Annotated in this window: 22 protein-coding genes; 4 read left to right on the forward strand and 18 right to left on the reverse strand. The window is 63.6% G+C overall.

Annotated features, from left to right (window positions below):
• The first annotated feature begins 22 nt into the window (after window positions 1-22).
• Window positions 23-1321, forward strand: coding sequence for an amidase (locus AC1RUK_RS00580; protein WP_481837196.1), 1299 nt, complete (start codon window positions 23-25; stop codon window positions 1319-1321).
• Window positions 1322-1344: 23 nt separating this feature from the next.
• On the opposite strand, the gene AC1RUK_RS00585 is transcribed toward AC1RUK_RS00580, so the two are convergent.
• From AC1RUK_RS00585 to AC1RUK_RS00605, 5 genes are all read right to left on the reverse strand, one after another.
• On the reverse strand, window positions 1345-1731 hold the full coding sequence (locus tag AC1RUK_RS00585) for a hypothetical protein (RefSeq protein WP_481837195.1): 387 nt from the start codon (window positions 1729-1731) through the stop codon (window positions 1345-1347).
• A gap of 83 nt (window positions 1732-1814) precedes the next feature.
• Window positions 1815-2795 carry a hydroxyacid dehydrogenase gene (locus AC1RUK_RS00590; protein WP_481837194.1) on the reverse strand — a complete coding sequence of 327 codons (981 nt, stop codon included), beginning with the start codon at window positions 2793-2795 and terminating at the stop codon, window positions 1815-1817.
• Window positions 2796-2803: 8 nt separating this feature from the next.
• A complete protein-coding gene (locus AC1RUK_RS00595; RefSeq protein WP_481837193.1) occupies window positions 2804-3520 on the reverse strand; it encodes a FadR/GntR family transcriptional regulator in 717 nt (238 codons plus the stop codon).
• 2 nt (window positions 3521-3522) lie between these two features.
• Entirely contained in the window at window positions 3523-4692 is a 1170-nt protein-coding gene (locus AC1RUK_RS00600; protein WP_481837192.1) for a mandelate racemase/muconate lactonizing enzyme family protein, read from the reverse strand.
• Between the two features lie 56 nt (window positions 4693-4748).
• Window positions 4749-5636 (reverse strand): sugar phosphate isomerase/epimerase family protein, encoded by an 888-nt coding sequence (locus AC1RUK_RS00605; protein ID WP_481837191.1) that lies wholly within the window; start codon window positions 5634-5636, stop codon window positions 4749-4751.
• A gap of 399 nt (window positions 5637-6035) precedes the next feature.
• On the opposite strand from AC1RUK_RS00605, the gene AC1RUK_RS00610 reads away from it, so the two are divergent.
• The 3 genes from AC1RUK_RS00610 to AC1RUK_RS00620 all read left to right on the forward strand — a co-directional run bounded on the left by AC1RUK_RS00610 (window position 6036) and on the right by AC1RUK_RS00620 (window position 9355).
• Entirely contained in the window at window positions 6036-7091 is a 1056-nt protein-coding gene (locus tag AC1RUK_RS00610) for a sugar phosphate isomerase/epimerase family protein (RefSeq protein WP_481837190.1), read from the forward strand.
• A 56-nt stretch (window positions 7092-7147) separates the two neighbouring features.
• The gene (locus AC1RUK_RS00615) at window positions 7148-8335 is read left to right on the forward strand and encodes a Gfo/Idh/MocA family protein (protein ID WP_481837189.1); all 1188 of its coding nucleotides are present in this window, start codon (window positions 7148-7150) and stop codon (window positions 8333-8335) included.
• Window positions 8336-8503: 168 nt separating this feature from the next.
• Entirely contained in the window at window positions 8504-9355 is an 852-nt protein-coding gene (locus AC1RUK_RS00620; protein ID WP_481837188.1) for a sugar phosphate isomerase/epimerase family protein, read from the forward strand.
• Between the two features lie 81 nt (window positions 9356-9436).
• On the opposite strand, the gene phnE (AC1RUK_RS00625) is transcribed toward AC1RUK_RS00620, so the two are convergent.
• From phnE (AC1RUK_RS00625) to AC1RUK_RS00685, 13 genes are all read right to left on the reverse strand, one after another.
• The gene (gene phnE / locus AC1RUK_RS00625) at window positions 9437-10801 is read right to left on the reverse strand and encodes a phosphonate ABC transporter, permease protein PhnE (protein WP_481837187.1); all 1365 of its coding nucleotides are present in this window, start codon (window positions 10799-10801) and stop codon (window positions 9437-9439) included.
• Window positions 10802-10803: 2 nt separating this feature from the next.
• Entirely contained in the window at window positions 10804-11763 is a 960-nt protein-coding gene (gene phnE / locus AC1RUK_RS00630; RefSeq protein ID WP_481837186.1) for a phosphonate ABC transporter, permease protein PhnE, read from the reverse strand.
• Between the two features lie 55 nt (window positions 11764-11818).
• Window positions 11819-12727, reverse strand: coding sequence for a phosphonate ABC transporter substrate-binding protein (gene phnD, locus AC1RUK_RS00635; RefSeq protein ID WP_481837185.1), 909 nt, complete (start codon window positions 12725-12727; stop codon window positions 11819-11821).
• An 89-nt stretch (window positions 12728-12816) separates the two neighbouring features.
• Window positions 12817-13665, reverse strand: a complete 849-nt coding sequence (gene phnC, locus AC1RUK_RS00640; RefSeq protein ID WP_481837184.1) for a phosphonate ABC transporter ATP-binding protein — start codon at window positions 13663-13665, stop codon at window positions 12817-12819.
• Between the two features lie 131 nt (window positions 13666-13796).
• Window positions 13797-14507, reverse strand: a complete 711-nt coding sequence (locus AC1RUK_RS00645; RefSeq protein WP_481837183.1) for a DUF1868 domain-containing protein — start codon at window positions 14505-14507, stop codon at window positions 13797-13799.
• Between the two features lie 69 nt (window positions 14508-14576).
• Window positions 14577-15011, reverse strand: a complete 435-nt coding sequence (locus AC1RUK_RS00650; protein ID WP_481839612.1) for a GNAT family N-acetyltransferase — start codon at window positions 15009-15011, stop codon at window positions 14577-14579.
• Between the two features lie 391 nt (window positions 15012-15402).
• Window positions 15403-16020, reverse strand: coding sequence for a DapH/DapD/GlmU-related protein (locus tag AC1RUK_RS00655; protein ID WP_481837182.1), 618 nt, complete (start codon window positions 16018-16020; stop codon window positions 15403-15405).
• Complete coding sequence (gene phnL, locus AC1RUK_RS00660) at window positions 16017-16724, reverse strand: phosphonate C-P lyase system protein PhnL (protein WP_481837181.1); 708 nt, start codon at window positions 16722-16724, stop codon at window positions 16017-16019. The genes AC1RUK_RS00655 and phnL overlap by 4 nt, the downstream gene beginning before the upstream one ends.
• Window positions 16725-16792: 68 nt before the next feature.
• Complete coding sequence (gene phnK / locus AC1RUK_RS00665) at window positions 16793-17569, reverse strand: phosphonate C-P lyase system protein PhnK (protein WP_192180605.1); 777 nt, start codon at window positions 17567-17569, stop codon at window positions 16793-16795.
• Window positions 17566-18012: a hypothetical protein gene (locus AC1RUK_RS00670; protein WP_481837180.1), complete on the reverse strand. Its 447-nt coding sequence runs from the start codon at window positions 18010-18012 to the stop codon at window positions 17566-17568. Before AC1RUK_RS00670 ends, phnK begins: the two co-directional genes overlap by 4 nt.
• Complete coding sequence (locus tag AC1RUK_RS00675; protein WP_481837179.1) at window positions 18012-18890, reverse strand: alpha-D-ribose 1-methylphosphonate 5-phosphate C-P-lyase PhnJ; 879 nt, start codon at window positions 18888-18890, stop codon at window positions 18012-18014. The genes AC1RUK_RS00670 and AC1RUK_RS00675 overlap by 1 nt, the downstream gene beginning before the upstream one ends.
• 259 nt (window positions 18891-19149) lie before the next feature.
• A complete protein-coding gene (gene fosX, locus AC1RUK_RS00680) occupies window positions 19150-19569 on the reverse strand; it encodes a FosX/FosE/FosI family fosfomycin resistance hydrolase (RefSeq protein ID WP_481837178.1) in 420 nt (139 codons plus the stop codon).
• On the reverse strand, window positions 19566-20678 hold the full coding sequence (locus AC1RUK_RS00685) for a carbon-phosphorus lyase complex subunit (RefSeq protein WP_481837177.1): 1113 nt from the start codon (window positions 20676-20678) through the stop codon (window positions 19566-19568). Before AC1RUK_RS00685 ends, fosX begins: the two co-directional genes overlap by 4 nt.

Genomic DNA, 20678 nt, shown 5'->3' on the forward strand with positions numbered 1-20678 from the left:
CCTTCCGGAATCCGACAGCGACATGCCATCAGCACGCGATCGTCTTGAAGTTATCCTGTCGCGTCTCGCCGCCCGCGCCGGCGACGAGCGCGTCTTCACAAGACTCTACCAGGAAGTGGCGCGCGCGGCTGCCGATGCCGCCGACGCCCGCCGGAAGGCCGGCGTGACGCTTGGGCCGCTCGACGGCACGATTGTCTCGATCAAGGACCTGTTCGATGTCGCCGGCGAGCCGACCACGGCTGGTTCAGACATGCTGAGGACCGCGTCGCCGGCGCCGCGCGATGCGGCCATCGTGCGGCGGCTGCGACAGGCTGGCGCCGTCATCCTCGGCAAGACCAACATGACCGAATTCGCCTTCACCGCGATCGGCGACAACCTGCACTACGGCACGCCCGGTAATGCGACCGACGCCAGCCTGATCCCGGGCGGCTCGTCGTCCGGCGCCGGCGTTGCGGTGGGGGAAGGCACGAGCGAGATCTCGATCGGCTCCGATACAGGCGGCTCGGTGCGCATTCCGGCATCGCTCAACGGTGTTGTCGGGTTCAAGCCGACGGCGCGGCGCGTGCCGCGCGACGGCGCGTTTCCGTTGTCGACGACCCTGGATTCCATCGGGCCACTCGCCCGCAGCGTCGCCCAATGCGCCGCTGCCGACGCGGTGATGGCCGGTGAGGAACCCGCCTTACTGGTTCCGGCATCACTTGCCGGCCTGCGTGTCGGCATTCCGCGCGGCGTGCTGTTCGAGGAGACGGAAGGTCAGGTGGCGACAGCGTTCGATCAGTGCCTTCGCAAGGTCGAACTGGCCGGCGCACGGATCGCGGACCTGTCGATCGACGATTTGCTGGCAGACATGCGCGCGGCGACCAAGCGGGGCACGATCGCTGCGATGGAAGGCGCCGAAATCCATGCCGACTGGCTTACGACGGGCGCATCGGTGCCGGTCGACCCACACGTCAGCGGACCCTTGTCGCGGGCGCTCGCCGTTCCCGCGTCGGTCTATATGAGGACGATCCGGCGCCGGAAGGCGTTGGCCGCCGCCATGGAGGAGCGGCTGGCGTCTATCGATGTGCTCGCCTCGCCGACGACGCCAATCGTTGCGCCGTCGATCGTCTCGATGGCCAGCGACGAAGCGCTGCGCGACAGGGCGGAAGGGCTGCTGCTGCGCAATACTCAGGTCGCCAACCAGTTCGACCTTTGCGCCATCTCGCTGCCGATGCCGGGAACGGCGCGACCCGCCGGCCTGATGCTGATGGCGCGCAACGGCCATGACCATCATCTTTTCCGCTTCGCAGCGGCCGTCGAGGCGCTGCTTGGCCGTCCATAGGGTGAGATCGCGGGCTGACGCTGTCAGCGGGCCGAACAGTGGCTGCGTTCGCTTTCCCTCGACGCACGCTCGATGCCGGTCGCGACCAAAGTCGGCAGCGTGTATTGCTGGCCGTGATGGGTCTCGGTCCGATTCTCGATGGAGCCGACAACGACGAGCTTGCCGGCATAAAGCTTGTCCGAGAGATCGAGTGCCTTGTCTTCCTGCGGCAGCCCCTCGATGTCGATCGACACGCCCTTGACGATCTTGCCGGTGGCGAGTTCGAGCGCGCTGTTCGAGGGGCAGGGCGCCACCACGCAACGCAGGCCGTTGTCGCAGAACACGTAGCTGTGCTGTCCGTCAGCGAAAGCCTGCGTCGTTGCGCAGACGCTGATGATCAAGGCAAGAAATCGGACGGCTGCGCTGGACATGACGGGCACCGTCGCCACCGAATTCGAGAAAATTGAGGCACCCCATGGTGCGACCATTTCCGCACCCCAAAGGCTCATCGCGCTTAGGCGTCGACCGGAAAGCGGCGCCGGTATTGCTGGACCACTTCCGGGTTGCGCAGATTGACCGGCATCTTGTTGGCCAGCACCAGCAAGGCTTCGCCGGCGGCGCCGACGCCCATGCGCATCATCGATTCCTCGGTGATCCCGGCCATGTGCGGGGTGATGATGACATTGTCGAAGCCGAAATAGGGATGGCCGGACGGCAGCGGCTGCGTCGCAAAGACGTCGAGCGCTGCGCCGCCGATGCGTCCCTTCTGCAAGGCCTCGATCAGCGCGTCATCGTCGACCACCGGCCCGCGCGAGACGTTGATCAGCAAGGCATGCGGCTTCATGCGGGCGATGCGCTCGCGGCTGATCAGTCCGCGCGTTTCTTCCGTCAGCGGGCAGCACAAAACGATGATGTCGCTCTGCTCGACCAGCGCGTCGATCGACAGGAAGCCAACCTTGTCGGGCGCCGGCCGCATGCTGCGCGTCGTCGCCACCACGTTGAGGTCGAAGCCGTGCGCGGCGATGTGGCCGACCGCCTGGCCGACGGCGCCGAGGCCGACAATGCCGATCGTCTTACCGGCGAGTTCGCTGTTGGCGTTGGCGTGCTCGCGGCCGACGAGCCAGCCTTTTGTCCTGAGATCGCGGTCGACCATGCGAAAGCGCCGGGACAGTGCAAGGGCTGCAAACAGCACATGTTCGGCGACCGAGCGCGCATTGACCGCCGGCACATTCGCCACCAGCACGCCGGCCGCCGTGGCCGCATCCATCGGGATCATGTCGAGGCCGGCGCCGTGTCGGATCGCGGCGCGCAGCTTCGCAGCACCTTCGAAAAGAGCGGGCGGCAGAGGCGCGCGGACAATGACGATGTCGGCATCTTTCGCTTCGCCGGCGAGCGTCCTGGCGTCGAGGGCGGAGGCGACGACGAGCCTGCCGGCCCCGACCAGCATGGCCGTGGCGCGCGGGTGCAGCGGATGGGTCGACAGGATCTTGGGCATCTTCTGCGTCAGGCCTTTTCGAGCACCGGGCTCGGAGGCTCGGCCGCCTTGCCGCCGATCAGGCCTTTCCAATAGCTCTCCGCGCCCTGCAGATGGGCGCTCATCAGCGCCTGGGCGAGATTGCCGTCACGGCGCAGCAGCGCCTCGTAGATCTGGATGTGCTCGGCATGCGAGCGCACGCTGCGTTCGAGATCGTTGAAATAGATCGGCAGGCGCAGCTCGCCCATCAGATAATAGACGCTGCAGATATTGTGGAAGATGCCGTTCTTGGTGGCTCGCACGATCTCGAGATGGAATTCGCGGTCTTCCTTGGCGAGGCCCTCGCCGGCGGCGATGCGTTCTTCCGAGGCCTTCAGGATCTCGCGCAGCCGCTCGAAATTCTCTTCGGTGGCGCGCGAACAGGCAAGCTCGGCGGCCTTGATCTCATGGATCTTGCGCAATTCGACCGTCTCGTAGATCTGGATCGGATCGAGAGGCAGGCCGGCGCGCGCAAAAAGCGCCAGCGCTTCCACGCTCGCCTGCTTGGTATCGACATAGATGCCGGATTTGGCGCGGCGCTCGACAATGCGCATGGCCTCGAGAATGGCCAGCGCCTCGCGGATCTGGCCACGGCTGACCGCGAAATGTTCGGCCAGTTCGCGTTCCGACGGGGTGCGGCCTGTCTCCTTGTCCGAATTGGAGAACAGATAGGCGGCGAGCTCGGCGAGAAGGTTCTTTTCTTTCATCGTCAGCAGCGTTGCGCGTGCGCCTCCAGGAATCGTTCCGAAAGAGTGAATCCCAAACCAGGCTTTTCAGGGATCGCTATCATACCGTCCTTTGCATCGACAGTCTCTTCGATAAGATCATGGATCATCGGGTTGGCGCCGAGCGAATATTCGACGGTGAAGCTCGCCGGCGAAGCAGCGCAGATATGCAGCCCGGCAAAGAAGCAGGGCGCGCCGGCCCATAGATGTGGCGCAAAGCGCAGATTGAAGGCGCTGGCGATGGTGCCGATCTTCATCGCCTCGCTGATGCCGCCGCAAAAGGCCGGATCCGGCTGGAAGATGTCGGCGGATTTGAGCACGGCGAGATCGCGGAAGGCATAGCGCGTCGCCTCGCTTTCGCCGGTGGCGATCGGGATGGAGCCGCTGGCGCGCACCTCGGCCATGCCGGGCTTGTCGTCGGCAATCACCGGCTCCTCGAACCAGGCCAGGTCGAGATCACCGGTGAGATGCATGAAGCGCTTCGCTTCGGCGACCGTATAGGTGCCATGCGCGTCGACCATCAGTTCGATACCGGGGCCGAGCGCCTGCCTTGCGGCGCGGACGCGGGCGGCGGAGATGTGCGGGGCGCCGTCCATGGCGCCGATGCGCATCTTCAGCGCCTTGAAGCCGCCCTTGGCGATGTAGGATTTGAGCTGGTCGCCGATGGCGTCGGCGGCAGCCCAGCCGCCGGACGCATAGGCCTGCATGCGCTCGACTTTGCGGCCGCCGAGCAGCCGCCAGACCGGCTGTCCCAGCGACTTGCCGAGAATGTCCCAGAGCGCGATGTCGACGGCGCTGATCGCGGCGATGCTCATGCCGCGTCGCGCCAGTTGCGGCATGGCGTGGCCGGCGTGGGCTGCGGTCTCGTGGCGCACGCCATTGTAAAGCATCTCCCAGATGACGCCGATGTCGGCCGGGTCGCGGCCGATCAGCTGCGGGGCGACCTCGTGGTTCAGCATATGGACGAGCGCGCCATAGCTGCCGGCGCTGCCGGCGGCGTTCTTGCCTTCGCCCCAGCCGACCAGACCGTCATTGGTCTCGATACGCAGGATGGCGGCGTCGAACGTCGTCACCTGGCCGAAGTCGCTGCGATGCTGCCGCGCGACTTCGATCGGTATGCGAACCCACCATGCCTGGACCGTCTTGATGCGCATGTTCTTCCCCGGCCCGCCGCCGGCCGGGCGGAAGGGCTCATTCCCAGTCGTAGCGGCTACTTGATCAGCGGCAGCAGCGTTTCGGCGGTGATGCGCATCTGGTCGGTGTAGAATTTCTCCGTCAGCACGCTGGAGCCGTGGTCCTGGATGAACTTCAGCTGTTCGGGGGAGATGTCGACCGGGTGGCGCTCGACCATTTCGGGATAGGGTGCGGCCGGCGTGCGGTCGACGGGCGCGACGAACTCGTTGGTCAGCGCGCCGTCATAGCCGACTTCCTTCAGTGTGCGCACGATCTTCGGCCAGTCGATCTGGCCGAGGCCGGCGGCGAAGCGGTTGTTGTCGGCGACGTGGAAGTCGAACAGGCGCTTGCCGACCTGGCGGATGGCGTCATAGACGTTAAATTCTTCCATGTGGATGTGATAGGCGTCGAGGCAGACGCCGCATTCGGGGCTTACCGCATCGGCCAGCGCCAAAGCCTGGGCGCCGCGGTTGAACAGATAGGTCTCGAAGCGGTTGAGCGGCTCGACCGCGATCTTGACACCGACCTTCTTGGCGTGGGTGAAGCATTCCCTGGTGGCGTCGACCACCCATGTCCACTCCTCCTCCTCGGTGCCGTCGGGTACCACCTTGCCGACGGTGGCGGGAACCAGCGTGATGATCTCGCCGTCGAGCTCGCTGATCATGGTGAGCACGTCCTTGACGTATTGAACCGAGCGCTCGCGCTGGCCCTGGTCCTTGGCGGCAAGGTTGCGCTCACCCAGCATCAGCGTGACGGCGCCCCAGCAGCGGATGCCGTGCTCCTTCAAGAGCGCGCGCGTCTCCCTGGTCTTGTATTGCTCGGGCTCGCCGGAAATCTCGATCGACTCATAGCCGAATTTCTTGATGCGCTTCAGCGTCGTTTCCAACGGCTCCGCCCGCATCCAGTTGTGCGTCGAAAGATGCATGGTCTATCCTTCCCAGAATTCGCCTGCCACGTTTCCCGCGGCATCCGCCAGCGAGGCCCGCCGCATGATTCCTCCCCAGGGGCGTTCCAGTGTTTTTTGACGAACTGGTTCGACCAATTGGGCCTGAAGGCAGGTCTACAGCAAATTCCCATGAACGGCAAGAAGTCGCGAGCGGTAACTCATCGTGCCGTCTATTCCATTGATTAAATTAACGTATTTTCACAGTTTGTGATGACCGCCGATCCCTCTGCGGTGCGTTCCGCCGCTTGACCGGCTGGCCATATTTGGTAATACCAGAATAGCGACACAAACAAGTGTCTGCGGGAAAACATCAAACGGGCTGGCCCTGCTTCCAATCGGCGCTATGCTTGGTCGTGACATGAGAGAGGGAGGATGCCGATGCCGTCGACGATGAAGGGTCCCGGTCTGTTTCTGGCGCAGTTCGCAGGCGATGCCGCGCCGTTCAATTCACTTCCCTCGATCACCAAATGGGCAGCCGGCCTCGGCTACAAGGGCGTGCAGATTCCAACCTGGGACGGACGACTATTCGACCTCAAGAAGGCGGCCTCCTCCAAGGCCTATTGCGACGAGGTGAAAGGCATCTGCGCGGACGCCGGTGTCGAGATCACCGAACTGTCGACGCATCTGCAAGGGCAATTGGTGGCGGTGCATCCGGCCTATGACGCGCAGTTCGACGGCTTCGCGCCGGCCGCGGTGCACAACAATCCGAAAGCCAGGCAGAAATGGGCGGTCGAGCAGATGAAGTTCGGCGCCAAGGCGTCGAAGAATCTGGGCCTGAAGGCCTCGGTCTCCTTCTCCGGAGCGTTAGCTTTCCCGTACCTCTATCCTTGGCCGCAGCGGCCTGCAGGCCTGATCGAGGAAGCCTTCGCCGAGCTCGGCAAGCGCTGGAAGCCGATCCTCGACGTCTATGACGAGAACGGAGTCGACATCGGCTACGAGATCCATCCGGGCGAGGACGTGTTCGACGGCGCCACTTTCGAGATGTTCCTCGACGCGGTGGGTGGCCACAAGCGCTGCAACATCAATTACGATCCGTCGCATTTCCTGCTGCAGCAGCTCGACTATCTCGAATTCATCGACATCTACCACGAGCGGATCAAGGCGTTCCACGCCAAGGATGCTGAGTTCAACCCGACGGGACGGCAAGGCGTCTATTCCGGCTACCAGAGCTGGACCAACCGGGCCGGGCGGTTTCGCTCGCTCGGCGATGGGCAGGTGGATTTCGGCGGCATCTTTTCCAAGCTCACCCAGTACGGCTATGATTCCTGGGCGGTGCTGGAATGGGAATGCTGCCTGAAGCATCCGGAGGACGGTGCCGCCGAAGGCGCGCCCTTCATCCAGCACCACATCATAAGGGTGACGGAAAAGGCGTTCGATGATTTCGCCGGCGGCGCGACCGACAAGAAGGCGCTGCGCGCCATGATGGGAATCTAGCGCGGTCTTCCCTCCCCCTCGAGGGGGAGGGGTATCTCACACGAGGGAGACGAAAAATGGTCGGCGCATCGAAGTCGGAAACGGGAGGCGGCCCGATCCGCTACGGTATGGTCGGCGGCGGCCAAGGCGCTTTCATCGGCGCGGTGCACCGCATCGCGGCGCGCATGGACAATGACTTTGTGCTGGTCGCCGGCGCGCTGTCGGCGAATCCGGAGCGTGCCAAGGCTTCGGCCGCCGAGCTCGGGCTCGATCCGGCACGCAGCTACGGCTCCTTCGCCGAGATGGCCAAGGCCGAAACCAAGCGGCCCGATGGCATCGAGGCGGTGGCGATCGTCACCCCCAACAACGTGCATGTGCCGGCGGCCAAGGCCTTTCTCGAAGCCGGCATCCACGTCATCTGCGACAAGCCGCTGGCAACGACGCTGGCCGAAGCAAAGAAGCTGGCGGCGGTGGTCGAAAAGACCGGCAAGGTGTTCGTGCTGACGCACAATTACACCGCCTATCCGATGATCCGGCAGGCGCGCGAGATGGTGGCCAAGGGGCAGCTCGGCGATATCCGCATTGTGCAGTCGGAATATCCGCAGGACTGGCTGACCGAGGACCTTGCCGCCACCGGCCAGAAGCAGGCGGCATGGCGCTCCGACCCCAAGCAGGCCGGCGCCGGCGGCGCGCTCGGCGATATCGGCACGCATGCCTACAATCTGGCGCGCTTCGTCTCGGGGCTGGAGCTCGACGCGCTGTCGGCCGATCTCGACGCCTTCGTGCCGGGCCGCCAGCTCGACGACAATGTCAACGTCATGCTGCGCTTCAAGCCGGTCGGCAAGGCGCATCCGGCCAAGGGCATGATATGGGCGAGCCAGGTGGCGCCTGGCCACGAGAACGGGCTGAAGCTGCGCATCTACGGCTCGAAGGGCGGACTGGAATGGGTGCAGGCCGATCCGAACTATCTTTGGTACACGCCGTTCGGCCAGCCGAAGCAGTTGCTCACCCGCAACGGTGCCGGCGCGCTGCCGGTTGCCGGGCGCGTCAGCCGCGTTCCGTCGGGCCATCCTGAGGGCTATCTCGAAGGCTTCGCCAACATCTACCAGGAGGCGGCCCGCGCCATCCGCGCCGCGCGCAAGAAAGGCGGTAAGCCGGCTAAGGATGTCGTCTTCCCGACCATCGAGGACGGCGTCGAAGGCGTGGCCTTCATCGAGGCCTGCGTGAAGTCGTCGAAGAAAAACGGGGCATGGACGAAGCTTTAAGGGATGTCGATATTCAGTGATGCCGGCCTGCGAATAGCAGGTTCCTGCGCTTCCGGTGCTCAGGTACTTTAAGTACGCTTCGCTCCGGTTCTCGGACCCGCCATTCTCGGGTCGGCCTGACCTGAATCTCGACACCCCTTGTCGCGAAATTTTCGGGGAGGGGTGTCGATGAAAATCGGCATGTGCATGTTCCTGTGGACGACCAGCGTCTCGAGGAAACACGAGAATCTGCTGCGCGACATCAAGGCGACCGGCTTCGACGGCGTCGAGATACCGGTGTTTTCCGGCGCGCCTGACGACTACAAAAAGCTCGGCGAACTGCTCGATCGCATCGGGCTGGAGCGCACCGCGGTCTCGGCGATGGGCGATCCGGCGATGAATTTGATCTCGCCTGATGCCGCGACCCGCAGGGCCGGGATCGACTACATGAAATGGGCGATCGACTGCAGCGAGGCGCTTGGCGCCGACAGATTGAGCGGCCCGCTGCATTCGACGCTCGGCGCCTTCTCCGGCAGCGGCCCGACGGCGGCGGAGAAGAACCGCTCGGTCTCCTCGCAGCGCGCCATCGGCGACCATGCCGGCAAGAGAGGCGTCACCATCGGGCTCGAAGCGCTCAACCGCTTCGAATGCTATCTGCTGAACACGATGGATGATCTGTGCGAGCATATCGACGTGATCGACCGGCCGCACATCAAGGCGATGTACGACACGTTCCATGCCAATATCGAGGAGGCCGACCCGATCGGCGCCTATACGCGCAACCGCAGGAACGTCGTCCATATCCATATTTCGGAGAACGACCGCGGCGTTCCTGGGCGCGGCAACATTCCGTGGGCCGGGACGTTTTCCGCCATCCGCAAGAGCGGCTATGACGACTGGCTGACCATCGAGGCGTTTGGGCGCTCGCTCAAGGATCTGGCGGCGGCGACCAAGGTATGGCGCGATTTTTCCGAAAGCCCGGAGGCGGTTTATCGTGATGGGTACAGGCATATCAGGGACGGGTGGAAAAGAGCAGCATAGATCGCTGGGGGGGGGCAAATCTTCGAGATTGGCGGCTAGGGCGCTGGCCCGCCGACGGTACGGTGCTGCACCGCGAAGGGATCAGCCCTGCTCGGCCTGGATCCTGTTGTAGTCGTGGATCGTCCGGCTCAGCCTGCGACGCAGGAAATTCGAGATGTTGTCGAAGATGAAGACGACGAACAGGATCAGCAGCACCATGTAGAAGACGTTGGCCCAATTGGAGTTGGTGCGCATCGCTTCCCACAGCTTCAGGCCGATGCCGCCGGCGCCTACGGCTCCAATGATGGTGGCGCCGCGGGTGTTGGATTCCCACTGGTAGAGCGTCTGGCTGATGAAGACCGGAATCACTTCCGGCATCACGCCATAACGCTGCACCAGAAAACCGTTGGCACCGGTCGACTTGATGCCCTCGCGCGGTTTGTCGTCGATATTCTCAAGACTTTCTGAATAGGTTTTGCCGAGCGTGCCGATCTCGGTGAAGAAGATCGCTGCACTGCCGGCCAGCGGGCCGGGCCCGAAGGCGCGGGTGAAGAACAGCGCCCAAATCAGCATGTCGACCGAGCGCATGAAATCGAAGAAGCGTTTCAGCACCTGGCTCAACAATCCGCTCGGCGTGATGTTGCGGGCGGCGAAGAAGGCGAGCGGAAAAGCGACGATGGCGCCGAGCAGCGTGCCGAGAAAGGCCATGACGATGGTCTGCAGCAGTTTCGTCCAGACATCGCCATGTTGCCACTGGGCGTTGTTCCAGATGTTGTCGCCGGCAAGCGCAAGGTTCGACGCGCCGGGCTTAAGTTCAGGTCCGGACCAGATCAGCGAGATCACTTGGCCAGCCGATTTTCCGAAGAAGGGCGAGCGGGTGTCGAAAACGAAATTCGCCCAGCCAAGGAAGCGCTTGCGCACCTTGACGCGGTCGACGGTGACGCGGACTTCGCCGACGAACCCCATCTTGGCGACGATCTCGTCATCATGCGCGGTGATCCAGTCCGGCACGGGGCCCGAGATCACCGGCTTGCCGCTGGTCAGCGAGACCGGAACGGTCTGGCCATTGGCGACGATCGTGGCCTGGGTCTTGTCGAAGGTGACGGATTTGGCCGGCCCGTCGATCAGAACGGTGAAAGTGCCGTCCGGGTTGGTGATTACCCAGTCCGGGTCAGGGTTCTCGCCAAGCGCGGAAAAGCGAGGATATTTTGCCGTGATCTGAGGCTGATCGAGGCGGAACTCGGGCTGCAGATCATAGCTGATCCACTGCGTCAGGAAGAGCGGCAGGCGCTCCCAATGCGATTCCCTCAGCACTTGCGGCAGGCTGAAGAACCACAAGGCATAGACAAGGTAAAGCACGGTGCCGGCCACCAGGAGCAGCGGCCAGAAGCGCTTGTAGAACGGGCGATGGAACACATGCGGGAAGCGTTCCTCGATCGCTTTGAGCTCGTCGACAGTCATCGCCATGTTCAGGCACTGCCCATCAGGAAAGCCTGTTCGCCGACCAGCTTGCGACGCAGCCAGGCGGAGAACTGGTCGATGATGAAGATCGTCGTGAAGAGCAGCAGTACCAGCGCCAGTGTCTTGGCGCCGAAGCCGCGCGAGATCGAGAGCTTCAGCTCCTCGCCGATGCCGCCGCCGCCGACGGCACCGATGATGGTCGAGGCCCGCACGTTGATCTCGACGCGCAGCAGTGTGTAGGACATGAAATTGGGCAGCACCTGCGGCAGGTCGGCGAAGCGTATCCGCTCGACCCAGTTGGCGCCGACCGCCGTCAGGCCTTCCTCGGCGCGCATGTCGATGTTCTCGTTGATCTCGTAGAACAGCTTGCCCAGAGCGCCGATCGAATGCAGGCCGATGGCGATGATGGCTGCGATCGGACCCGTCGAGACGATTGCGGCGAAGAGGCCGGCGATGACGATCTCGGGGAAGGCGCGCAGCAATTCCATGAAGCGCTTGACGACCAGCCGCAGCACCGGATGCGGCGTCAGGTTGCGCGCGGCGATGAAGGAAAACGGCACGGCAAAGACGAAGCCGATGAAGGTGGAGACCAGCGCCACGTTGACCGTGGTCAGCATCAGCTCGAAATATTCGGGGATGTAAAAACCGCCCCAGACATAGACCCGGCCGAGCGGAAAGTTGAACTCCTGGGTGCCTTTGTCATGCGGCGAGGCGATATCGAACAGCGCCCGCCAGACGTCGTTCCAGTCCTTGGGGATCAGCCAGCTCAGGAAATCGAGGATATGCGGCAGCCGGTCGAAAAAGTGTCCGGCATTGGCTTCATCGGCGAACCACATGCTGGAAAACATCGCGGCAAGCAGCAGGCCGACGCCGAGCACTGTATAGAGCCGGCGTAGCGACGTCTGGCGTCGCCAGGCATCGGCCATCTGGTGGGTGGCGCCGGAGGGCGCTGTCGCGGAAAGGGTCATGATCGGACATGCAAAAAGGGCGGCGCTTCAAACGCCGCCCTTTTCGATTTTGCCGTCAGCCGCCGATGGCTGCCTTACGGGCTTCGACGATGACGTTGTAGAAGTCGGCCTTGACCGGAACGTAGCCGGTGAAATCGCCGCCTTCGACGCCTTCGAAGCAGGCCTTGTCCTTGGTCGGCAGGGCGGTGAAGAAGGCGGTGAGCTTGGCGGTCATGTCGTCGCCGAGCGCGGTGCGAACGACCAGCGGGCCGTTCGGGATCAGGCCCGAGCGCCAGACTTCGACGAAGTCGTTGGGGTCGACGGCGCCCTTGGCGGTTACCTTGTGGAAGGTGCCGGACGTGTAGCCGTTCTTGAAGTCGCCGATGCCCGAGGAATCGTCGACCGCGACGTCGACCTTGCCGTCGCGGACGGCGAGGATGTTGTTCTCATGGCCGCCATTGAACTGGGTTGAGGCGAAGAAGGCTTCGTTCGAAGCGCCGGTGTCCTTCGGGATCTGGGTCAGCGGGATCAAGTAGCCCGAGGTCGAATCCGGGTCGGCATAGCCGAGCTTCTTACCCTTGGCCGACTTGATGTCGGTGATGCCCGAGGACTTCAGTGCCAGGCCGATCGAATAATAACCGGTGGCGCCGTCGGTCTGCTGGGTGGTGAGGATCGGGGTGACCGCCTTCGGATCCTTGATGTAGACGCTGGCATAGCCGGAAGCGCCGAGTTCGGCGAAATCGAGCGTGCCGCCGAGCAGGCCCTGGATGACGCCGTCATAGTCGGCGGCCGGGAACAGCGACACTTTTTCGAAGCCGAATTCGGCCTTCAGGTGATCGGCGAGGCACTGGTAGTTGCGCAGCCGGTCGGTTTCGTTCTCGCCGCCGAGGATGCCGACGCGGAACTCCTTGATGTCGGCTGCGTGAGCAGCGCTCGCCGCGATGGCGAGCAACGAAACGGCGCCAAAAACCATCTTCCTGAACATGGGTCTCTCTCCTGTTTGGTCCCGGCTTCGCGCCGGGTGCGTTCGAATTTTGACAGGTGCCTTTGACGCTGGCTGGCGATCCGGGTTGCTCAGTAGCCGGGGAATGCGGGCTCGAGCGGTCCGGCGGATGCTTCGATCTTTTGCTTGTAGGCGATGCTGGTCGAGGTGATGGCCTCGGAGATCTCGCTACCATTGCTGTCGGCGCCATAGACCGTGCGCACCGCCTCGCGGTCGAGGTCTTCGGGCGCACCGTCGAACACGACCTTGCCGGCGGCCATGCCGATGATGCGGTTGCAATAGGCGCGGGCGGTATCCAGCGTGTGCAGATTGGTGACGACGGTGATGCCTTCGCGCAGGTTGATGTCCTGCAGCGAGTCCATCACCACCTTGGCGTTGAGCGGGTCGAGCGAGGCGATCGGCTCGTCGGCCAACAGAACTTTCGGTAGCTGCATCATGGCCCGGGCGATCGCCACACGCTGCTGCTGGCCGCCGGACAGCGTGCCCGCCGGCTGCAGTGCGGTGCGGGCGATGTCGAGGCGTTCGAGCGCGGCGACCGCCTCGGCGCATTCGGCGCGGGTAAACATGCCGAGCAGGTTGGAAATCGTCGAGCGGTGATTGAGGCTGCCGAGCAGCACATTGGTCAAGACGTCGAGGCGCGGCACCAGATTGAACTGCTGGAAGATCATTGCGCAGTCGCGCTGCCAACGGCGTAGCGGCGAGCCGCGCAACTGCGAGACCTCGGTGCCGTCAAAAAAAATCGACCCCTGGCTGGGATCGATGAGACGGTTGATCATGCGAAGAAGGGTGGATTTGCCGGCGCCCGAACGGCCGATGATGCCGACCATCTGGCCCTGCGGGATCGACAGATCGACCGCGCTGACGGCGGTGTTCTTGCCAAATCGGCGGGTGACGCCGCGAATTTCGAGCGTTGCTGACATGGGGTAGGCTCCAGTCCAGTCGCAGTTGAAGGTCTGTTAACCCTCGCTAGCGCAGCCGCATGAACCTGCGGTGTCGGATTGATGTCAGTTTTGTTACCGCCCACAAGCTTGTGGCGCGCAGGATCACGGGATCAGCCGAGGACCAGAAGCTCCTCGAAATGCTTCATGTCCCGGAAGGCGCAGAAGGCCGGCGGCCTGAGCTCGATCACCGGCGCCTCGCGCTCGAACAGCGACAGGCAGTCTGCGAACAGATCCTGCCAGGCGGACGCCCGCTCGTCGGCGAGACGCCGGATCTGGTAGGCGAAGGTGATGTGGAAGACGTAAGTGTCGTGGTCGGGATGCCGGTAGCCGAACGGCACCGACAGTGCGTCGCGCCAGGCCCGCATGATGCGCCGATCGTCTTCCGAGGCGCCAGCAACCGTCAGGCCGGTCGGCACGACTTCGACAACTTTGACCTTGAATGCGCCTTGGCCCTCGAAGCCCTGCAGCCGCTCCAGGTAGAGACGGGTCATATCGTCGATGCTGCTGTCGAGCGCCACGTCCTGCGGCCAATAGGGCAGCCGGCGGCGATACTCGATGATGCCCTGGAACAGCGTCATGTGCAGGCTGGAGATCGGCGTGAAGGCCAGCCGGTCGGCGTCGGGCATGGCGCGCATGCGTTCGCGCACCTCGATGACCACTGCTTCGGAGGGCGAGCCGCTGACGAGATGGCTGACAATTGTGTTGCCGGGCTCGAACAGAAAATTGCCTGATCTGTCATAGCGCGTGCCGAGATGCACGGGAGGGGTCGGGTTGGTGCCTTCGAAAAATCCGGCGAGCGAGGGTCTGACCAAATCGAGCATTGCGATCTCCAAGGAAAGACCGCGTCCTGTCCGAGTCATGTGTCAGGGATATGAAGCGGGCAGGTGCGCCTATAGCATTCGATGCATGACCAAGGCATCAACGTAACCCAGCCTAGGGTGTTCAAACGCCTTCGGGATTGTCCCGACAATGTCGAAGCCGAGCCGGCTCCACAGCTTTACCGCGCGCTCGTTGGAGCTGATGACGAAGTTGAACTGCATGGCCCGGAAGCCGCGTTCAGCGGCCTTTTGCAAAGAGTGTTCGCACATAGCGGTGGCGATGCCGCGACCGCTGGCGGCGGCAGAGGTGACGTAGCCGCAGTTGGCGATATGGGCGCCACCGCCACGCTGGTTGGCATGGAGGTAGTAACAGCCGATCACACTTCCGGCATCTGCTGCCACGAACACTTCGTGACCGCCGGAAAACCAGTAGTCCAGCGCCTGCGCACGGTTCCAATCGCGGGGCAGCGCATAGGTTTCGCCGGCCCGCAAAACGGGTTCGAGCATGATCCAGATAGCGTCTGCGTCGGCCTCTGTGGCGGGGCGAATGGTTGGCACGATCAAGAACTCTTGAGAGGTGGGAACGTCAGAACCAGATAGCGGCAAGGATACTGCCAAGAAAGATCAGGACCGCAAAGGCAGTCACAATTCCCGGCTCTGCGGGGTAGGCCGGTGAAGCGGGGATATCCCTTCGCAAGGGCTGCATGAACCCCTCAAACATTCCCTACTTTAGCATTCGCACATTTTCCTGAACACTCGCGAAGTGCGTCCTTCGCCCGAGGAGGTGACGTCGGCGCTAGAGCGGTTCACCGTTTCACGGAAACGCAGAACCGCTCTATACTTTTGTTATGACGCAATTCCGGACGGAAAACCGCTACGCACCTTTCCTGGAATTGCTCTAGCCGCCGTATTTTTCCAAGAAGGCTTCTGCCCCCAGCTCGCGGAAATCCTCCAGCGCGGCGCGCAGCCGGGCATGGTCCCAGTCCCACCAGGCGAGCGCCTGGTAGCGTTCGGCCGTGCGGCGGTCGAAACGTTCGCGGATCGGCTTGGCCGGCACGCCGCCGACGATGGTGTAGGGCGCGACATCCTTCGACACCACGGCACCGGCGCCGACCGCGGCGCCATCACCGACGGTGACGCCGGGCAGGATGGTCGAGCCATGGCCGAGCCAGGTGTCGTGGCCGATGGTGACCCGTTTGGCGCGGCGCTGGGCGAAGAACTCGCTGTCATGCTCGGCGTCGTCCCAATAGTCGGAAGCACGGTAGGTGAAGTGGTGCAGCGTCGGCCGCCAGGTCGGGTGGTTGGTGGCGTTGATGCGCACGCTGGCGGCGATGTTGGAGAACTTACCGATCGTGGCGCACCAGACTGAGCAGTCCTGCATCATGTAGGAATAGTCGCCGAGGATGCTCTCCGAAACCCGGCTGCGGTCGGCGATCTCGGTCCAGCGTCCGAGCGTCGAATTCTCGACCTGCGCCGTTGCGTGGACCAGCGGCGCTTCCGACAATTTCCTGCTCATGCGGCGATTTTTCCTGCAGCGAAGGTTGTGACGTCGATGATCCGGTCGGCCACTGCCTCGCGCACGTCGTGGTCGTGGAAGATGCCGAGCAAGGCGACGCCCGCCGCCTTCTTTTCCGCGATCAGGGCGATCACCACGTCGCGGTTCCTGGCGTCGAGCGAGGCGGTCGGCTCGTCGAGCAACAGGACCGGGTGGCCGGTGATGAAGCCGCGCGCGATGTTGACGCGCTGCTGCTCGCCGCCCGAGAAGGTCGCCGGCGGCAGCGCCCAGAGTTTTTCCGGCAGGTTGAGTTGTGCCAGCAAGGCGCGCGCCTTTTCGCGTGCGGCCTCGCGTTCCTGACCACGCTCGACCAACGGCTCGGCGACGACGTCGAGCGCCGAGACGCGCGGTACGGTGCGCAGGAACTGGCTGACATAACCGATCGTTTGCCGGCGCACGGCAAGCACGGTGCGTGGGCTGGCTGTGGCCAGATCGATCAGCCCGTTTTCGTGCTGGACGATGATCTGGCCTTCGTCGACGGCATAATTGCCGTAGAGCATTTTCAGAATGGAGCTCTTGCCGGCGCCGGAGGGGCCGCCGAGCACGGCGCATTCGCCAGTTCGGATCGAGAACGATACCCCGGCGACAACAGGCAATTTGATGCCGTCGCGCAGATGCATGGTGAAGCTTTTTGCGACGTCGGAGACAACGAGCGGGGTGGGCATGTCAGAGTCCTTTGATTTGCCGCATGATCTGATCCGAAAACCGGCTTCCACTTTTCGGGATCATGCGGCTAGACCTGCAATATCGAAGAAACGAGCAATTGCGTGTAGGGCGCGCGCGGGTCGTCGAGCACGCGGTCGGTGAGGCCGCTTTCGACGACACGGCCGTCCTTCATCACCATCATGCGCTGCGACAAAAGCCGCGCCACGGCAAGATCGTGGGTGACGACGATCGCGGCAAGACCGAGATCGGTGACCAACCCGCGCAGCAGGTCGAGCAGGCGCGCCTGCACCGAAACGTCGAGGCCACCGGTCGGCTCGTCCATGAACACCAGCCGCGGCCCTGTGACGAGGTTGCGGGCGATCTGCAGGCGCTGGCGCATGCCGCCGGAGAAGGCGCGCGGCTCGTCGTCGATGCGGTCCTCGTCGATCTCGACGCGCGACAGCCAGTCGACGGCCGTGGCGCGGATCTTGCCGTAGTGGCGGTCGCCCACTGCCATCAGCCGCTCACCGACATTGGCGCCGGCCGATACCGTCATACGCAAGCCATCGGCGGGGTTCTGGTGGACAAAACCCCAGTCGGTGCGCATCAGGAAGCGGCGCTCGGCCTCGCTCATGCGATAGAGCTCGCGGAACTGGCCGTCGCGCATGCGGTAGCTGGCGGTGCCGGAAGAGGGCAGCAGCCGCGTCGACAGGCAGTTGAGCAGCGTCGTCTTGCCGGAGCCGGACTCGCCGACCACCGCTAGCACTTCGCCCGGCCAGAGGTCGAAGCTGACGTTCTCGCAGCCGACGCGCGAGCCGTAGAATTTGGACAGCGCGGAGACGCGCAGCAGCGGTTCGTCCGTCATTTGCGGGATCCTGGCATGAATTCTGTACTGTTGGCTTCGCTGTCGATCTTGCCGTCCAGCAGCGCGAGGAAGGCGTTCCCGACCTCAATCAGGCGCTCCGCTTCGAAATCGAGTCCCCACAGGCTTCCGAAACCAAGAAGATTAATGGTGGGTGCAGGGAGCTTGCCGCTGTGCCGCGACAGCGCTTTAAGAAGCTTCTCGATAGCGGTGACGACAGAGGCTTTTGTTGCCGGGTCGCCAACAGCTCTTTCGAGGTGGGCATCCATCGCTCCGTTGAACTCTACCTCCGATTGCCACAGCCATTCGTCGCGCAATTGCATAAGTGGGTCTGCTCGGTCTGTTTGGCTCTCCAGATTGAGAGCCAGCAGCCGAAGCCAAAGTGAGAGGATGGAGTCTCTCATCCAGAAGCCTTTGTCGCCGATCGCGACGAATGAAGTACCCATTAAACACGCTCCTCAGCAGCGTCAGCCGGCTGTGGACCGTGGCCCTCTTCGCGGCGTTTCTCGCAATGATCAGTGTCGGAGCAGACGAACATGTGGCCGCCATGGTCGTCGAGGATGACCTCGTCGAGATAGACGTTCTCGGCGGCGCACAGCGCGCAGGGCTGGTCGAAGGTCTGCACCTCGAACGGATGATCCTCGAAGTCGAGGCTGACGACATCGGTGAAGGGCGGCAGCGCGTAGATGCGCTTTTCGCGACCGGCGCCGAACAGTTGCAAAGCCGGCGACTGGTGCATCTTCGGATTGTCGAATTTCGGCGTCGGCGACGGGTCCATCACATAGCGGCCCTCGACCTTGACCGGATAGGCATAGGTGGTGGCGATGCGGCCGTGCCTGGCGATGTCCTCGTAGAGCTTGACATGCATGAGGCCGTATTCCTCCAGCGCATGCATTTTGCGCGTTTCGGTCTCGCGCGGCTCGAGGAAGCGCAGCGGCTCGGGGATCGGCACCTGGTAGACCAGCACCTGCCCGGCGCTCAGCGGATGTTCGGGGATGCGGTGGCGGGTCTGGATGATGGTGGCGCTGGCGGTATCGGTGGTCACCGCGACATTGGCGACCTTCTTGAAGAAGGCGCGGATCGAGACGGCATTGGTGGTGTCGTCGGCGCCCTGGTCGATGACCTTCAGCACGTCGTCGGGGCCGATGATCGAAGCGGTGACCTGCACGCCTCCGGTGCCCCAGCCATAAGGCATCGGCATTTCACGCGAGGCGAACGGCACCTGATAGCCGGGGATGGCGATGCCCTTGAGGATCGCCCGGCGGATCATCCTTTTGGTCTGCTCGTTGAGATAGGCGAAGTTGTAGGTGGCGATGTCGGTCATGGTGATCGCTTCCGCTTTGTGCTACCGAACCGGCTTCCAACACACGGAAAATGGGCCTGACTCAGATGACCCCAGCCGGATGGATGCACATCGGAATTCTCCTGTTGGCGTTTATTGGCGTGGTTGCCTTTGTCCTTCGAAGAATGGTTCTCCCTGCGCCGAAGGAAGGCGCGAGCGGCGAGACCGTAGCCGGCAGTAGTGGTTATGGCGGGCCCGGAGGGTACGATGGCGGTGGCCATTCCGGCGGGGGCAGCTAGGATCATCCGGCGACCTCCAGTCCCCTGGCGTAGCACGCCAGCCGATCGGCCAGCGTGCCGGTGTGCAGTTCGAACATGTGGTTGTCGTCGTCGTAGAAATAGATCGAGCGACCTTCGCCCGCGACGCGCGGGCGTGGCGCGCGCATGTCGAGGCCAAGCGTTTTGACGCGCTCGGCATAGCGGTCGAAATCGGCGTCATCGATCTTGAAGGCGAGGTGGTTGTAGCTGCGCTGCGGCAGCGCTTCGCCCTCCATGATGGCGATCCAGAGATCGCCGATCAGGAAGAATTTTTCCCGCGACAGGGAGAACTGCTGGGCATCGCTGGCATAGACTTCGCGCGCGTCGAAAATGCCGGTCAGGATCGCGCTCATGCGGTCGAGATCGTGGACGATGAAGGTCATGTGGGACAGGCCTTCGATCATTCGGCGGCCTGCCGCTTTTCCTCGACCTTCGCAGGGTTTTCGCGGGCCTCGTATTCGGCGCGCATGCGGCGCACGAGATCGAGTTCAGCCTGGAAATCGACATAGTGCGGCAATTTCAGATGTTCGACGAAGCCGGTCGCCTGGACATTGTCGGAATGCGAAATGACGAACTCCTCGTCCTGCGCGGCGGCGACGACATCCTCGCCCAATTCGGTTGCACGAAGAGCGCGATCGCAGAGCGCCATGGCCATCGCCTTGCGCTCGCTCTGGCCGAAGACCAGGCCGTAGCCGCGGGTGAACTGCGGCGGCGCCTTGGCCGAGCCCTTGAACTGGTTGACCATCTGGCACTCGGTGACGCGGACAGAGCCGAGTGGCGCGGCGAAGGGCAGTTCCGGCACGTCGAGCTCCAGCTCGACCTCGCCGATGCGGACCTCGCCGACAAAGGGATGGTTGCGGGCATAGCCGCGCTGGGTGGAATAGCCGAGCGCCAGCAGAAAACCCTCGTCGCCGCGTGACAGCGCCTGCAGGCGGATGTCGCGCGCCATCGGGAATTCCAGCGGCTCGCGGGTGATGTCGCCGGGGATATGGTCCTGCGGCATGTCGCCGTCCGGTTCGATCAGGCCTTCGCGGGCGAGGATCGCCGAGACGCGCGGCATGGCTTCCGCCTCGCTTTCGCGCTGCAGCGGCTCGGCGACGTCGCCGCCGGCGGCAAGCTCCGGATCGAGCAGCCGGTGGGTGTAGTCGAAGGTCGGGCCCAGCAACTGGCCGCCGGGCAGGTCCTTGTAGGTCGCCGAGACGCGCCGCTCGACCAGCATCGTGCCGGTATCGATCGCCTTGGTGTAGCCGAAGCGCGGCAGCGTGGTGCGATAGGCGCGGACCAGAAAGATCGCCTCGATCATGTCGCCGCGCGCCTGGACGATGGCCAATGCCGTCAGCTCACGGTCGTAGAGCGAGCCTTCGCTCATCACCCGATCGACGCCGAGCGCCAGTTGCTCGACGATCTGGTCGAGGCGAAGTGCCGGCACCGAACGGTCGCCGCGGCGGCGATCGGCAAGCAGTCGGTGGGCGTTGGCGATTGCCGCTTCGCCGCCTTTTACCGCAACGTACAT

The organism is Mesorhizobium monacense (assembly GCF_056781675.1).